The sequence below is a fragment of the Ancylobacter sp. TW_SC_1 genome (assembly GCF_056836805.1).
Genome location: NZ_CM166365.1, coordinates 4,664,164 through 4,679,567, shown reverse-complemented (window position 1 = coordinate 4,679,567; position 15,404 = coordinate 4,664,164). Strand labels below are relative to the sequence as shown.

Genomic DNA, 15,404 nt, shown 5'->3' with positions numbered 1-15,404 from the left:
CCATGAACGGGTGTTTCGCCGGAATCGACGTCGGAACCGGCAGCGTCCGCGCCGGCATCTTCGACGTGACGGGCAGGCTGCTCGCCTCGGCCAAGCGGGACATCCGGATCTGGAAGGAGCCGGGCGACATCGTCGAGCAGTCCAGCGACGACATCTGGCAGGCCGTCTGCGCCAGCGTGCGCGAGGCGCTCGAGGCTTCCGGCGTCCCTCCGGCCGCGGTCAAGGGCGTCGGCTTCGACGCCACCTGCTCGCTGGTGGTGCTCGGGGCGGAGGGCCGGCCGGTGCCGGTCGGCCGTCACGGCGATGCCGCGCGCAACGTCATCGTCTGGATGGACCACCGCGCCACCGGACAGGCCGACCGCATCAACGCGCTCGGCAGCCCCGTGCTCGACTATGTCGGCGGCACCATCTCGCCGGAGATGGAAACGCCGAAGCTGCTCTGGCTGCATGAGGAACTGCCGGAGAGTTTCAACGGCGCTTGGCAGTTCCTCGATCTCGCCGACTTCCTCACCTGGAAGGCGACCGGCAGTCTCGTCCGCTCGGTCTGCACCGTCGCCTGCAAATGGACCTATCTCGCGCATGAGCGGCGGTGGGACGAGGAGTATTTCCGGCGGATCGGCCTTGGTGTGCTGGCCGATGAGGGTTTTGCGCGGATCGGCACGGACATCGCCGCCGCCGGCACCCCGCTGGGCGCCGGGCTGACCGCGGCGGCCGCTGCCGCGCTCGGCCTCGTTCCCGGCACGGCAGTCGCCGCGGGTCTGATCGACGCCCATGCCGGCGGCCTCGGCACGGTCGGCGCGCGCGGCGGCACCGGAGGCGCGCTGAACCGCATGGCCTATGTGTTCGGCACCTCGGCCTGCACGCTGCTGACCACGACCGAGCCGGCCTTCGTGCCCGGCGTGTGGGGCCCCTATTTCTCGGCCATGATCCCGGGCTTCTGGCTCAACGAGGGCGGCCAGTCCGCCGCCGGCGCGGCGATCGACCGGCTGGTGCGTCTGCATCCGGCGGCGCCGCAAGCCCTGGAATCGGCGCGGGCGGACGGCCGGAATCTCAGCATGTGGCTCGCCGGCCGCGCCGAGGCGGCAGGCGGCGCGGCTGCGATCGCCGAGCTCGTCGGCACGCTCCACGTGGTGCCGGAATTTCTCGGCAACCGCGCCCCCTTCGCCGACCATCTCGCGCGCGGAATCATCGCCGGGCTCGGCATGGATGAAGGGCTCGACAGCCTCGTCGGACTCTACATGGCGGGCCTTGCCGGCATCGGCTACGGGCTGCGGCAGATTCTCGACGCGCAGGCGGCGCAGGGCGCGAGGACCGACACCGTCGTGGTGTCCGGCGGCGCCGGCCAGAACGCGCTGGTGCGGCAGGTGCTGGCGGATGCGGCGGGCGTGAACATCGCCGGCATCAGTTCGCCGGAGCCCGTGCTGCTCGGCTCGGCCATGCTCGGCGCCGTGGCCGCCGGCCACTATGACGGCTTCGAGACGGCGATGCTGTCCATGTCGGAGATCGACGTGGTCCATTCGCCGACCGCCGCCAACCGCGCCTGGCACGAGCGCCGGTTCGGGAGCTTCGAAGCGCTGCAGGCCGCCTATCGCGGCCTTCGCGACTAGTCGCCGCCGAGGCCCGTCGCGCCGGGGCTCTCCACGGAGGCTTCGCTGACAAGCGTGGCCGTCAGCGAGGTCGCCGTCTCGCTCGCCCTTTCGAATGACAGCCGGCGGATCATGGCGCTTCCCTTCCCAGGCGAGGCGCCGACGAGAAGATCGGCCCCCGTCGTCGTGCTCGTGGTGGCGACGCTCACGCCGCGGGCGTCGGCGCCGAACGGGGTGAAGCGCGCCATCTCGGTGAAGACGGCCTTCGGGTGGGCGGCGGCGCTGTGCAGGTACATGGAAGGTCCGCCGTCGAGCGCCGAGCCGCTGGAGAAAACGCGCACCTCGGCCCCGTCGTTCTGACCGACGACGATACGCTCGGCGCCGCCCAGCACCCCGGCGAGCCAGCCGGTCGCCAGCGATACGCCGCCCCGGTAGTCCTCGCCGAACGGCGTGAAGGAGGTGGACAGCGCCGGGCGGGGAGGGCCCTTCACGCGGTGCAGGTGGCTCCCGATCACGCCGTCCATCGCCGTGAACAGGGGGAAGACGAACACCTTGACGGTTGACAGCGAGCCGGGACCGGGCGCCGTGACGATGCTTTGCCGGCCCGTGGTGAAATCGACGAAGCCCGTGCTGACGACCACGCCGTTTCGCTCGCCGTAGAACGGGTTGAAGGTGGCGAAGAGCTCGGGGGCTTTCCCGAGGGGCGGCAGCATCGAACTGAACACCCGGATCTCGCTTGAGGTGCCGGGTCCCGAACCGACGATGATGTTGTCGCCCGACGTGAGGCCGTCGATCTGGGCGAGCGCGACGCTCACCCCGCCGGTCATGGCGGTGTCGAAGGCGGTGAAGCGCGCCAGCTCCCGCGTGAAGGGGGCTGTCCCGTTCCCGCCCGCGCCCGACAGCACCACGACGTCCGGCGCGTGGCCGGGACCGGCGCCGGCGACCAGATCGTAAACACCGTCGTCGTCGGCATCGCCCATCGCCACGCTGAGCGTTCCCTCGAAGCCGGGGAACGGCGTCACGGTGGCGAGTTCCCTGTCGCCGTCCATCAGGCGCACCGTGGCCGGTCGCCCCGGGCCCCCGGGGATCGCCGCCGCATAGGAGGAGACCGCCGGGATGACGTTGACCAGCGCCATGAGGCCGTTGTCTTCGTGGTTGAGCCGGTGGCAGTGCATGACGAACAGCCCGGCATAGTCTTCGAAGCGGGTACGTATCGAGAGCGTGCCGGGCTCGATCACCGTCTCGTTCGGTCCGAGATTCGGGGCCGGCACGTTGGCGTTGTCGATGCCCTGCATCTGCGGGCCGAGCTTCAGGCCGATGGTCGGGTCGGAGACGCTCGTGATCTGGAAATCGTTGACGTGCACATGGATGGGGTGCTCGTCATTGTTCTCGTTGCGGAAGGCCCATTCCTCCACCGAGTTCAGGCGCGGCTGGATCAGTGGGACGTTGGGAAACGCCTCGCTGTTGAAGGCATAGATGAAGGCCTTGGGATCGGCCTTGCTCGCGAGGTTGTTGAGAAAGCCGCCATTGATGAGGATGTTGCGCGTGAGGTCGGGCGTGACGGTGGACAGATCGTCGAAGGAGGTGAAGGCCCCGAGGGGCTGGCCGTCGGCGAAGACCGTCGTTTCGCCACGGCCCTCGCCGGCGACCGCCCGTGCGAGGACCTGGGTCGGGAAGTAGAAGAACCCGTCATAGTAGCTCACGGCCGACGGCGCCACGCTGAGCGTGCCGAGCACGGCCGGCGGATTTTCCGTGCCGGCATTGGTGTAGAGGATGCCCGGCGCGTTCTCCGTCCTGGCGCCGCCGCCCCGCTCGGGCATGTCGAGCACCAGCTCGCCCTCTTCCGGAATGGTCACCGCGATGGCGAAGCGCGACGCGGGCGCGATGACCAGGCGTGTTCCGTTCTCTTCGACCGGGGTGCGCACCGAGGGGCTCGGATTGCCGTCCTGCCCGACGATGGCGATCTTCGGGTGACGGCCGGTCGCCGTCTCGGTCAGCCGGACGGTGATGTAGGCCATGTCGCTTATATTCGCGAGGACCCAGATCTCGGTCTGCCCCGGCTTACTGCGGATGACCGGCTGGAACTGGCCGTTCACGGTGAACTGGATGTCGCGCAGATGGTCGGGGAGCGAGGGATCGGCCGGCACGTTTCCCTCGGGTCCCGCAGTGGCCGTGAAGGACTGCAGGTTGTTCGGGATGAACTGGAAGCGCCCGCGCATGTTGTTGATCGACAGCGGCCCCGCATACCATACGGTCGCGAAGCGCGCGCCCTTCCGGGACTGGGTGAAATTCACCGGCGCCAGAACCGGGCGATAGGTTCCGGCCGCCAGCTCGCCTTCGGCCGGCGGCGTGAGCGTGCTCACGAATTGCGGCCAGTTGGGGTTGTTGAACTGCGGATCGGGCCCCTGCCGGTCGAAGACGAAATTGTACTGAAGCACCATGTTCCGGATCGGGATCGCCTTCTGCGTCACGAGCGGAAGATTGCCGTCGGTCCGCCCGATGGCGAGCAGGCCGGCGAGCCCGTAATAGACATGCGCCGCCGTCAGCGTGTGGAGATGGGGATGGTACCAGTAGGCGCCCTGCGGCATGCTGGTGGGCACGTCATAGACATAGGTGTTCACCACGCCGATCGGCATATGGAGCAGCACGTTGTCCGAGTTGCCCTTCGGGCTGACGTGCAGGCCGTGGGTGTGCAGGTTCAGCGGCGATTTTGTGAGGGGCGAGGGATAGACGGGCACATCCGCGCCGTCGCGCGTGTAGTTCGGGTCGTAGAAATCGCGGATGTCGAGGCCCGTGAGGCCGTTCTCGAGATGGATGACGAGCCGTTCGCCGGGGAAGACCTGAAGCGTCGGCGCGGGATAGATGCCGCGCGCGCTGGTCTCGCCATTCGACGCCTTTCCGCGAATGAGACGGTAGCCGAACAGAAGGGCGTTCCTGACCGGCACCGCCGCGGTGTCGAGCTCGACCTCGCTCTGCTGGGCGGTGAGCGTCACCTCCAGCACGCCGTCGACGCTCGACAGCGTGACGGGCTCGCGGAACTCGGCCGCGACGTGAGCGGACGGTTGGGAAGATGCCGGGCCGACGCCCAGCGCTACGAGGAGGATCGTCGCCTGGATTGCCCGGGCGACCTGCCGGATGGAACGGTTCATAGTACGCCCCCGAGGCCCGCATGCCTCTTGAGACAGCGTATCACGGATGCGCTCCCGACACGGGCGAGCGACGATGGAATTCCGGGCGGGATCAAGAGGCCGCATGATGGGTGACAGGGTGCATGCGCGCCTGCCGTGGCGACGGTCGCCCTGTCGCGCCGGCCACCCCGGGGTGGCCGGCATATGACGGCAAGGATGGTCGCGCGATGAAGACGATCGCGGTCAGTTGCGGGCCCGAATAACGTTAGGTCATTCGCTGGTCGCCACGTGGGAAGTATTCTAATCTGCCTCCGTCGCGGCGGTGTCGGCGATCAGGCCACCGAGTGGAGAGCGGCGATGCGGCCGACGCGTCGTGAATTCGTAAGCTGGGTCGCGGCCAGCGGCATCACGCTGGGCCTCTCGCGCCTCGTTCCGGCGCACGCCCTGCCTTTCGAGGCGACGCAGACCCTTCCGGGCTGGCCCGACCCCGCTCTGGCCGGGCGCGGGCGGATCGACGGCATCGCCAAGGTGACCGGCGCCAAGCTCTACGTCTCCGATTTCCGGGCGAGCGACATGGAGGGTTGGCCGTCGGGGACGGCGCATGCGCTGCTCGTCCGCGCGGCGGATGCCACCCATGTCTATGAGGGCATCGATCTGGCGGCGCTTGGCGCCGACGCCAGGCCGGCCGTGGTGGTGACGGCGGAGGATCTCGCGCGGGTCGGCACCCGCGTGCCGCCCTTCTACGCCGGCGACCTGTTCTGTCCGGCCGGAACGACGCCGCTCTATCTCGGCCAGCCGGTGGCGTTGCTTCTGTTTGAGACCTTCGACGCCTTCGACCGCGCGCGCGTCGCCTTGCGCACGGGCGATCCGGTCCGGTTCGGCGCGGAGACCGGGCCGCGCACGCTGCCCAACTATGCCGCCCTGCGCTTCACCCGGGTCGCGGGGCCGACGCCGTCCTCGCCCGACCTCTATTCGCCGCTGCAGGAGGGCTGGATCAGCCCCGGCTTCACCGAGAGCAACGGCCGGCCGATCTGGAAGCCGCTTCCGCTCGCCGAGGGCGGCGACTACGCCAGGGGTGCGACCTTCGGCGAGGATATCCGCGAACGGCTCGCCGCGGACGACCCGGCGCTCCTCGTCCTCGACCGCAGCTTCCAGACGCAGTCGGTCGACCCGATGTTCCTCGAGCCGGAATGCGGCCTGGCCTGGTACGAGGACGGGCAGGCCGCGCTCCATCTCGTGCTCGGCGTGCAGTCGCCCTTCGAGGCCGCCGAGGCGGTCGAGTTCATGCTCGGCGAGACATCCGCCGCGTTCAGGCCGAAGCGGCTCCAGGTACAGTTCACCTCGATCGGCGGCGGCTTCGGCGGGCGCGATCACACGCCGTTCCCGCTCTATGTCGCGCTGGCCGCGCTGTTCCTGCCCGGCCGTCCGATACGGCTGGCGCATGACCGCTACCAGCAGTTCCAGGGAGGCATCAAGCGCCACGCCTTTCAGATCCGCTCGCAGATCGGTATCGACCGCGCGACCGGCCGGATCGTGGCCTTCGCCGGCGACCATGTGCTCGATGGGGGCGGTCTCGCCAATTACTCGGCAAGCGTCGCCGTGGTCGGCGCGACCGCCGCCACCGGCATCTACGATATCCCGAAGGTGGACGTGACCACCGTCGCCGAGCACACGCGCGGCGTCACCGCGGGATCGATGCGCGGCTACGGCACGCTGCAGACGATGACCGCGATCGAGACGCTGATCGACGAAGCCGCCGTCGAGCTCAAGATCGACCCGATCGATCTGCGCCGCCGCAATCTGCTGCTCGCCGGCGCGCGCACCATGACCGGCAATCCCTGGACGGTGTCGGTGCGCACGCCCGAAATCCTCGACAGGCTGGAGGCGCATCCGATTTGGCGCGACCGTGCCGCTAACAAGGCGGCGGCGCCGCACGGGACCCGCGTGGGCACCGGCGTCGCCTGCTGCACCAAGGATTACGGAACCGGCGCGGACTGCTCGCTCGGCCGGGTCGAGGTCGGCCCGGACGGCCGTATCGCCATCCATGCCGACGCGGTCGAGATGGGCAACGGGATCGGCACGGCGATCGCCCATCGCGTCGCCGGGATCCTCGGCCGGACCGCCGATGCGGTGACGGTCGCCGAAATCGACCGGTTCGACGAACTCGGGCTGGTGTCCTCCGGCGATCCCTACAGCATGACGCAGGCGGAGCAGGACGCGGCGGCGCGAAACCCGCGCTGGGTTCCGGCGATCAGCTCGGCCACCAGCGCGTCGATCGGGGCGCATGTGGGCACCCAGGCGGCGGCGCAGGCGGCGCGGATCGTCCTGCGCTTCGGCCTCTGGCCGGCCGCGCTCGATCTCTGGAACATTCGCCCCGGCGATCCGCGCGAGGCGCTCTGGGAGGAAGCGTTCTGGCAGGACGACCATCTGATCCTGTCGGGAATGCCGCCGCTCGCCCAGGCGGACATCGCGGCAAGGGCGCATGAGCGGGGGGCTGTGACGGGCGCGATGGCCCACGCCTTCTCGCGCTGGGCGTGGGCGCAGGCGGCGTTCCCGCTCGACGGACTGGACTGGGTTTCCAATATCGACGCGCTGGCGGTCCGTCGCGGGACGGGCGGCTTCGAGGTGCTCGACCGCAGCTTCGTGTTCTTCCCGCCGACCGACTACAACCGCATCGGCACGGCCTTCACCTCGTCCTGTGGCACGGCTGTGCGTGTCGAGATCGCCGTGCCGAGCGGCGAGATCCGGATCGCGCAGGCCTACAGCGTGTTCGAATGCGGCGAGGTTCTCGTGCCGGAACTGGTGCAGGGGCAGGCACAGGGCGGGTTCGCGATGGGCGTCGGCTACGCGCTGCTGGAATCTCTGCCGCCCTTCGAGGACGGCCCCGGCAATGGCCGCTGGAACCTCGGCGACTATGTCGTCGCCCGCGCCTCGGACCTGCCGCTCCATCGCCTCGAAATCGAGGTGCTGCCGCCGATCTCGGCCAGGGAGCCGCCAAAGGGCATGGCCGAGGTCGTCATGCTTCCGGTCGTGCCGGCGCTTCTCAACGCGATCTGCGACGCCACCGGGCATCGCTTCCAGTCGCTGCCGGTGACGCAGGAGATGCTGCGGGAGGTGCTCGCGTGACCACCATTTCACTGACCATCAATGATCGCCCGCACGGCCCGATCGACGTCCGCGACGACCTCTCGATGAACGACTTCCTGCGGGAGGTTCTCGGTATGACCGGCACCAAGTTCGGCTGCGGTGCCGCCCAGTGCCTGAGCTGCGCCGTCATCGTCGATGATCCCGACGGCACGAGCTATACCAAGCCCACCTGCGTCGCGCCGGCGACCGAATTCAACGGCAAGCGCATCCGCACGGTCGAGGGCCATGCCGGCAAGGACGGGCTGACGCCCCTGCAGAAGGCCTTCATCGCGCATTTCGCGTTCCAGTGCGGCTATTGCACCGCGGGTTTCCTCAATGAGGGCCAGGTGTTTCTCGAGCGGCTCGAAGCGACGCCGATCGCCCGCGAGACGCTCGAACAGGCGATCCTCGAGGCGCTGGATGGGCATCTGTGCCGGTGCTCGGGATATGTCCGCTATCACGAGGCGGTCAGGAATGTCGTTCTCGCCGACCCCGGCCGTTACCTCGCCTAGACGTCCGGGGGCGGCCGGTCACATCTCTCAGGGGGCGATCGACGATGATTTCCATCTTGCGCCTTCCGCCATGGCTGGCTTGCGTCGGCGCGGCAACGCTCGCGGCCACCCTCGCCACCACCCTCGCTCTGGCGCTTCTCGCGGCGCGTCCGGTTGCGGGCGCGGCCTCCGATGGCCTCGCGCCGCCGGAGAGTTTCGCGACGCTCGGCGACGAGGCCGCGCGCTCGGCGGCGGTCTTCACCGAACTCGGCCGGGTGCTGACCAGCCCTCGCTGCGTCAATTGTCATCCCGCCGGCAACAGGCCGCGGCAGGGCGATAGCCGGCGCCTTCACCAGCCGCCGGTGTTCCGGGGCGTCGACGGCATGGGGCTCGCCGCGATGCGCTGTCCGATCTGCCACGGCAAGGCCAATTACGATCCCGCCCGCATGCCCGGCCACGATCCGTGGGCGCTGGCGCCGCGGCAGATGGCGTTCGAGGGCAAGACGCTCGCGGAGATCTGCCGGCAGATCAAGGACCCCGCCCGGAACGGCGGCCGGTCGCTCAAGGACCTCGTGGAGCATATCGGCGACGACAGCCTGGTCGGCTGGGCCTGGCACCCCGGCCCCGGCCGGATTCCGGCGCCGGGTACCCAGCTGGAGGCAAAGGCGCTGGTTGAAGCCTGGATCGACACCGGCGCCGCCTGTCCCGCCGACTGAGCGGCAGGCGCTACACCGGTGCCACACAGGGGCCATGCCCCGCCCGCCCGCGGGCAGGCATACCGCCAGCCGCCGGTCGGCGCTGAAGTCTCCTGCCGCTCAGGCCTTGAGCAGGTCGTACCGGCGCTGTCGACGTCCCCATGCCCGGCAAGACGGACCTCGTCGTTCCAGTACGCGTCATGCTGCGGGTTCAGCACCGGGCGCTCCATCCTTCATGCGGGAGATCGGGGGGGCACGCCGCCGGAACGGCCATCGACACCCTGTCGACCTGTGCCGGAAGCATCCTGGCGGGGGCAATTGGCACGATCAGGCCGCCCCGGTAAACTCAAGCGGGCAACGTTCGCGGTTCTGTACGGAAGTGGCGCACCCGACACGATTTCAATCGCCCCGGGTTTGTCGGAGGCTTCGGCGCCTGAGAAGGTGGGGGCGAGCCGGGGCGGTTCAGCTGTGCCTCTCCCGCTGCTGCAAAAGGCACCGCCTCCTCGTGCCGGAATTGGCCTCATTCGCGCCCGCCTCCCGGCACCGCTGGCGCCGAGGCGCCGACGTCTTCGTCATCACCGGCGGCTGACCCTTCCAGCATTGCGAAAGGCCACACATGTTCCACGCCCTGCTCTGCCACCATCAGGAAGACGTCGTCTGTGCCCGGGCCCGCGAACGGGATGAGGCGGTGACGGAAAGGCTCGCCATCGCGCAGGCGTGGCTCGCCGGGGCGGGCAGGTTCGGCCCGGCGGCGCGGCTATGACGGGCGAGGCCCACGCGATCGGCTTGACGCTCGCCGCCGCGCGCCCGCAGGCGGTCGCTGCGCTGCTGCGCTATTTCCGTGATCTCGACCTCGCCGAAGAGGCGTTCCAGGAGGCGTGCCTGCGCGCCCTGCACAGCTGGCCGCAGAACGGCCCGCCGCGCGACGCGAGCGCCTGGCTCGTCTTCGTCGGCCGCAATGCCGGGCTCGACGTGGTGAGGCGCCGGGCGAAGCAGGCCGAGCTGCCGCCCGAGGACGCGTTCTCCGACACCGGGGATGCCGAGGCCGAGATCGCCGCGCGCATGGACGGCGCGCATTATCGCGACGATGTGCTGCGCCTGCTGTTCATCTGCTGCCATCCGGACCTGCCGGCGACGCAGCAGATCGCGCTGGCGCTGCGCATCGTCTCGGGGCTCTCGGTCCGGCAAATCGCCCGTGCCTTCCTGGTGAGCGAGGCGGCGATGGAGCAGCGCATCACACGGGCGAAGGCGCGCATCGCCAAGGCCCAGGCAGGGGAGGGCGGCGTGCCGTTCGAGCCGCCGGGCCCTGTCGAGCGGGCCGAGCGCCTCGGCGCCGTCGCCGCCATGATCTATCTCGTCTTCAATGAGGGCTATTCCGCCGCCGGCGACGCCTCCGCCGCGCGCGAGCCCCTGTGCGAGGAAGCGATCCGTCTCGCCCGGCTGCTGTTGCGCCTGTTCCAGGCCGAGCCCGAAATCATGGCGCTCACCGCGCTCATGCTGCTGCAGCACGCGCGCGCGTCCGCGCGCTTCGACAAGGACGGAGCCGTGATCCTGCTCGACCGGCAGGACCGCGCGCTGTGGAACCGGCCGCTGATCGCCGAAGGGTTTGCCTTGCTCGACAAGGCGGTGCGCCATCGCCGGCCCGGCCCCTATCAGGTGCAGGCGGCGATCGCGGCGCTGCACGCGCGGGCGCAGACGCCGGAGGAAACCGACTGGGCGCAGATCGACCTGCTCTATGGCACGCTCGAAATCATGCAGCCTTCGCCAATCGTGACGCTGAACCGGGCGGTGGCGATCGCGAAGCTGCGCGGGCCGGAGGCGGCGCTCGCCATGGTGGAACCGCTGGGCGGCCGGCTGGCCGGCTATTTCCACTATCACGGCCTGCGCGGCGCGCTGCTGGTGCAACTCGGCCGAACGAATGAGGCGCGCGAGGGATTCATGACCGCGCTCAGCCTCGCGACCACGGCCGCGGAGGCCGCCCATATTCGTACCCAACTGGATGGGCTGGAGTGAGGGGGAGGCGCCCCCTCCGGCGGCCGTCCGACCGCCCGAGCCGGTTTCCGGCGTTGCCGCAAAGGCTTGCCGCTTCAGCCCGCGATCCTGCCCAGCGCCGCGCGGAAGCGACGACGCACGGCATCGCGGTCACGGTGCCGGCCGCCTTGCACCAGCTTGACGCCGCGCCGCCAGACGCAATCGATGCCGTTCTGCGCCGTCGCGAAGATCCATCCGTCGAGGGCCGCATTGCCCCGCCGCCCCTCCAGCGCCGGGTGCGTGGCATCGAGGCTGACGAGGTCGGCCGGCGTGCCTATGGCGAGGCCGCAGGTGCCGCGCAGCGCCTGCGCGCCGCCTCTGAGGGCGGCTTCGAACAGCGTGGCGCCGGTCGAGCGGCCTTCGCGCATCGCCAGCACATTGCGGGCGCGATGGGCGAGGCGCTGGGAATATTCCAGCAGGCGCAGTTCCTCGGCGGCATCGATCAGCACGTTGGAATCGGAACCGACACCATAGGTGCCGCCGGCGGCGGCGAAGGCGGACGCGGGGAAGATGCCGTCGCCGAGATTGGCCTCGGTGATCGGGCAGAGTCCGGCGACGGCGCCGCTCCGCGCCAGGCGCACCGTCTCGTCCGCCGTCATGTGGGTGGCGTGGATGAGGCACCAGCGCCCGTCGACCGGGGCTTCGTCGAGCAGATAGGCGACCGGCCGGCGGCCGCTCCAGGCGAGGCAGTCCTCGACCTCCTTCATCTGCTCGGCGACATGGATATGGATCGGCCCGTCGGCGAGCGGCAGGATCGCGGCTATCTCTCCGGCGGTCGCGGCACGCAGGCTATGCGGGGCAAGGCCAAGCACGGCGTCCGGCAGAGGCGCGAGCGCCTGCCGGGCCGCGTCCATGAGCCGGCCGAAGCGTTCAACATCGTTGATGAAACGCCGCTGGCCGTGCGTCGGTGCCTGCGGCCCGAAGCCGCCATGAGCGTAGAAGACGGGCAGCAGCGTCAGGCCGATGCCCGTGCCGTCGGCGGCTGCCGCGATGCGGGCGCACAATTCGCCGATGTCGGCATAGGGCAGGCCGTCGCGGTCATGGTGCAGGTAGTGGAACTCGCCGACCCGGGTGAAGCCGGCCTCCAGCATCTCGACCTGGGTCTGGGCGGCGATAGCCTCGACATCCTCAGGGTCCAGCCGGTCGACCGCGCGATACATGGCCTCGCGCCAGGTCCAGAAGCTGTCACCCGTGGGTCCGCGCACTTCGGTGCCGCCGGCGAAGGCGCGCTGAAAGGCGTGGCTGTGCAGGTTGGAAAGGCCGGGCAGCGCGATGGCGTGCCGTTCGTCGCCCGGCGCCGGAGTGGCGCCGGGCGACAGAGAGGAGACGACGCCGTTCTCGATGCCGATCGCGACGTTCGAAGCCCAACCCGTTGGGAGAAGTGCAGATTCGAACCACAGGCGGGTCATGGCGAGGCGCTCCCGGGAGCTATGGACAGGCGGCAGAATCTACGATTATGTATAGACATTATTTCGTCGCCTGTCATCTGTTCCCGAGGAGAGGCTCATGCGCTGCGACCGAGTATGGCGGCAGGCGAGGCTGGCCACCCTGGCTCCGGCGCAGGCGGGGCTCGGCATTGTCGATCATGGCATCGTCGCCGCGCGCGATGGCCGCATCGTTTACGCCGGCGCGGCCGAGGCGGCCCCGGCTTTCGCGGCGGACGAGACCATCGACTGCGAGGGGCGCTGGATCACTCCCGGCCTGATCGACTGCCACACCCATCTGGTGTTCGGCGGCGACCGTGCGCACGAATTCGAGCTGCGGCTCGCCGGCGCCTCCTATGAGGAGATCGCCCGGGCGGGCGGCGGCATCGTCTCCACCATGAAGGCGACGCGGGCGGCAGGCGAGGACGAACTGGTCGCTTCCGCCGTGCGCCGTCTCGACGCCTTGCTCGCCGAGGGCGTAACGACGATCGAGATCAAGTCGGGTTACGGCCTTTCCGAAGAAGCGGAGCTGAAGAGCCTTCGAGCGGCCCGGGCGGTCGGCAACGCAAGGGCGGTGTCGGTCGCCACCACTTTCCTCGGTGCCCATGCCCTGCCGCCGGAGGCCGGGGGCGACAAGGCGGCCTATATCGACCGCATGATCGCGCTGCTGCCGCGCATCGCCGAGAAGGGGCTCGCCGATGCGGTGGACGCCTTCTGCGAGGGCATCGCCTTCTCGCCCGAGGAGGTGGCGCGGCTTTTCACCGCCGCGCGCGATCTCGGCCTGCAGGTGAAGCTGCATGCCGATCAGCTCTCCAATCTTCATGGCGCGCGCCTCGCGGCGGATTTCGGCGCGCTGTCGGCCGATCACCTCGAACACACGGATGACGAAGGCGCGCGCGCCATGGCCACGGCCGGCACCGTCGCGGTGCTCCTGCCGGGCGCGTTCTATTTCATCCGGGAGACCAAGGTTCCGCCGGTCGAGCTGTTTCGCCGTCACGGGACGCATATGGCGCTCGCCACCGACTGCAACCCTGGCACGTCGCCGCTCACCTCGCTGCTGCTGACCATGAACATGGGCGCGACGCTGTTCCGCCTGACGGTGGAGGAGTGCATCGCGGGGGTGACGCGCGAGGCGGCGCGGGCGCTCGGGCGGCTCGGCGACATCGGCACGCTGGAGGCCGGCAAGAGTTGTGACCTCGCCATCTGGGACATCGAGCGCCCGGCGGAGCTGGTCTATCGCATGGGATTCAATCCGCTGCACGCGCGGGTCTGGAGGGGCCAATGACCGAGATCATCCTCACGCCCGGCGCGGTGTCGCTGGCCGAATGGCGGGCAGTTTATCGCGGCGCGCGGGTCCAGCTGGATAGTTCCTGCCTGCCGGCGGTGGAGCGCTCGGCGAAGGCGGTCGCCGACATCCTCGCCAGGGGCGAGCCGGTCTACGGCATCAATACGGGATTCGGGAAGCTCGCCACGGTACGCATCGGCGATGCCGACCTTGCCCGGCTGCAGCGCAACATCGTGCTCTCTCATGCCGCCGGCGTCGGCGAGCCCATGCCGGTGGCGGTGGCCCGGCTGATGATGGCGCTGAAGCTGGCGAGCCTCGCCCAGGGGGCATCCGGCATCCGGCCCCGCACGCTCTCGCTGTTGGAAGCGATGCTGGTGAAGGGACTCACGCCCGTGGTTCCCTGCCAGGGATCGGTGGGCGCCTCGGGCGATCTCGCGCCCCTGTCGCATATGACCGCGACCATGATCGGGGTCGGCGAGATCTTCGTCGGCGGCGCGCGCAAGCCCGCCGCGGCGGCCCTTGCCGAGGCCGGCCTCGCGCCGGTCGAGCTCGGGCCGAAGGAGGGCCTCGCTCTGCTCAACGGCACGCAGTTCTCGACCGCCAACGCACTCGCCGGACTGTTCGAGGCCGAGAATCTGTTCCACGCCGCCCTCGTCACCGGCGCGCTGTCGACCGACGCCGCGCGCGGCTCCGACGCGCCGTTCGACCCTCGCATCCACGCGCTGCGCAAGCATCGCGGCCAGATCGAGACCGCCGAGGCGCTGCGCCGGCTGATGGAAGGCTCGGCCATCCGCGCCTCGCATCTCGTGGGCGACGAACGGGTGCAGGACCCCTATTGCCTGCGCTGCCAGCCGCAGGTGATGGGCGCCTGCCTCGACGTGCTGCGGCAGGCCGCAAGCACGCTGGAGACGGAGGCCAACGGCGTCTCCGACAATCCGTTGATCTTCGCCGAGGACGGTGTCGCGCTCTCCGGCGGCAATTTCCACGCCGAGCCGGTGGCCTTCGCCGCCGACATGATCGCGCTTGCGGTCTGCGAGATCGGCTCGCTCGCCGAGCGGCGCGTCGCCATGCTGGTCGATCCCGCGCTGTCCGGCATGCCGGCCTTCCTCACCCCGAAGCCGGGCCTCAATTCCGGCTTCATGATCCCGCAGGTGACGGCGGCGGCGCTGGTGTCGGAGAACAAGCAGAAGGCCTATCCGGCGAGCGTCGATTCCATCCCGACCTCAGCCAACCAAGAGGATCACGTCTCCATGGCCGCCCATGGCGCGCGTCGGCTCATGGGCATGGTGGAGAACGCGGTGGCCGTGGTCGGCATCGAGCTGCTGGCCGCTGCGCAGGGCTGTGACTTCCACCGGCCGCTGGTCTCCAGCCCGGTGCTGGAGACGGTGCGCGCCGCGCTGCGCATCGAGGTGCCGCACCTCGACGAGGACCGCTATTTCGCCACCGACATGGAGGCGGCGAACGGGCTCGTCCGCTCCGGTGCCGTCGCCGCGCTGGCGGGCGATGTTCTGCCGGCCATCAGCGGGGAGTGAGATGAAGACGAGCGACATCTTCAACCTCTCCCCGTGGGGGAGAGGTCGGCGCATGGCGCCGGGTGAGGGGGCGTACGATTGCGGAGCGTCGAAGACCCCTCACCCC

The 15,404-nt window shown here is 69.9% G+C and carries 10 protein-coding genes; 8 read left to right on the top strand and 2 right to left on the bottom strand.

The genetic code is table 11. The annotated features are described in order from the left end of the window. Positions 1-2: 2 nt before the first annotated feature. Positions 3-1,607, top strand: coding sequence for an FGGY-family carbohydrate kinase (locus AC1PZ7_RS22175; RefSeq protein WP_482357342.1), 1,605 nt, complete (start codon positions 3-5; stop codon positions 1,605-1,607). Here the strand turns inward: AC1PZ7_RS22175 and AC1PZ7_RS22170 are convergent. Then, positions 1,604-4,735, bottom strand: a complete 3,132-nt coding sequence (locus tag AC1PZ7_RS22170; RefSeq protein ID WP_482357341.1) for a multicopper oxidase family protein — start codon at positions 4,733-4,735, stop codon at positions 1,604-1,606. The two genes, AC1PZ7_RS22175 and AC1PZ7_RS22170, sit on opposite strands and share 4 nt — an antisense overlap. A 336-nt stretch (positions 4,736-5,071) precedes the next feature. On the opposite strand from AC1PZ7_RS22170, the gene AC1PZ7_RS22165 reads away from it, so the two are divergent. The 5 genes from AC1PZ7_RS22165 to AC1PZ7_RS22145 all read left to right on the top strand — a co-directional run bounded on the left by AC1PZ7_RS22165 (position 5,072) and on the right by AC1PZ7_RS22145 (position 11,039). Continuing rightward, the gene (locus AC1PZ7_RS22165) at positions 5,072-7,840 is read left to right on the top strand and encodes a xanthine dehydrogenase family protein molybdopterin-binding subunit (RefSeq protein WP_482357340.1); all 2,769 of its coding nucleotides are present in this window, start codon (positions 5,072-5,074) and stop codon (positions 7,838-7,840) included. Further along, positions 7,837-8,352, top strand: a complete 516-nt coding sequence (locus AC1PZ7_RS22160) for a (2Fe-2S)-binding protein (protein ID WP_482357339.1) — start codon at positions 7,837-7,839, stop codon at positions 8,350-8,352. The genes AC1PZ7_RS22165 and AC1PZ7_RS22160 overlap by 4 nt, the downstream gene beginning before the upstream one ends. A gap of 44 nt (positions 8,353-8,396) precedes the next feature. Continuing rightward, on the top strand, positions 8,397-9,047 hold the full coding sequence (locus AC1PZ7_RS22155; protein ID WP_482357338.1) for an Isoquinoline 1-oxidoreductase subunit: 651 nt from the start codon (positions 8,397-8,399) through the stop codon (positions 9,045-9,047). A 595-nt stretch (positions 9,048-9,642) separates the two neighbouring features. Beyond that, on the top strand, positions 9,643-9,789 hold the full coding sequence (locus AC1PZ7_RS22150; RefSeq protein ID WP_482357337.1) for a hypothetical protein: 147 nt from the start codon (positions 9,643-9,645) through the stop codon (positions 9,787-9,789). Next, a complete protein-coding gene (locus AC1PZ7_RS22145; RefSeq protein WP_482357336.1) occupies positions 9,786-11,039 on the top strand; it encodes an RNA polymerase sigma factor in 1,254 nt (417 codons plus the stop codon). The genes AC1PZ7_RS22150 and AC1PZ7_RS22145 overlap by 4 nt, the downstream gene beginning before the upstream one ends. A 74-nt stretch (positions 11,040-11,113) precedes the next feature. Here AC1PZ7_RS22145 and AC1PZ7_RS22140 read toward each other — a convergent pair whose 3' ends face one another. Next, positions 11,114-12,466: a formimidoylglutamate deiminase gene (locus AC1PZ7_RS22140; protein ID WP_482357335.1), complete on the bottom strand. Its 1,353-nt coding sequence runs from the start codon at positions 12,464-12,466 to the stop codon at positions 11,114-11,116. Between the two features lie 97 nt (positions 12,467-12,563). Between AC1PZ7_RS22140 and hutI the strand changes: the two genes are divergently transcribed. Both hutI and hutH read left to right on the top strand, forming a co-directional pair. Continuing rightward, positions 12,564-13,766: an imidazolonepropionase gene (gene hutI / locus AC1PZ7_RS22135; RefSeq protein WP_482357334.1), complete on the top strand. Its 1,203-nt coding sequence runs from the start codon at positions 12,564-12,566 to the stop codon at positions 13,764-13,766. Next, positions 13,763-15,298 (top strand): histidine ammonia-lyase, encoded by a 1,536-nt coding sequence (gene hutH / locus AC1PZ7_RS22130; protein WP_482357333.1) that lies wholly within the window; start codon positions 13,763-13,765, stop codon positions 15,296-15,298. The genes hutI and hutH overlap by 4 nt, the downstream gene beginning before the upstream one ends. The last annotated feature ends 106 nt before the right edge of the window (positions 15,299-15,404 follow it).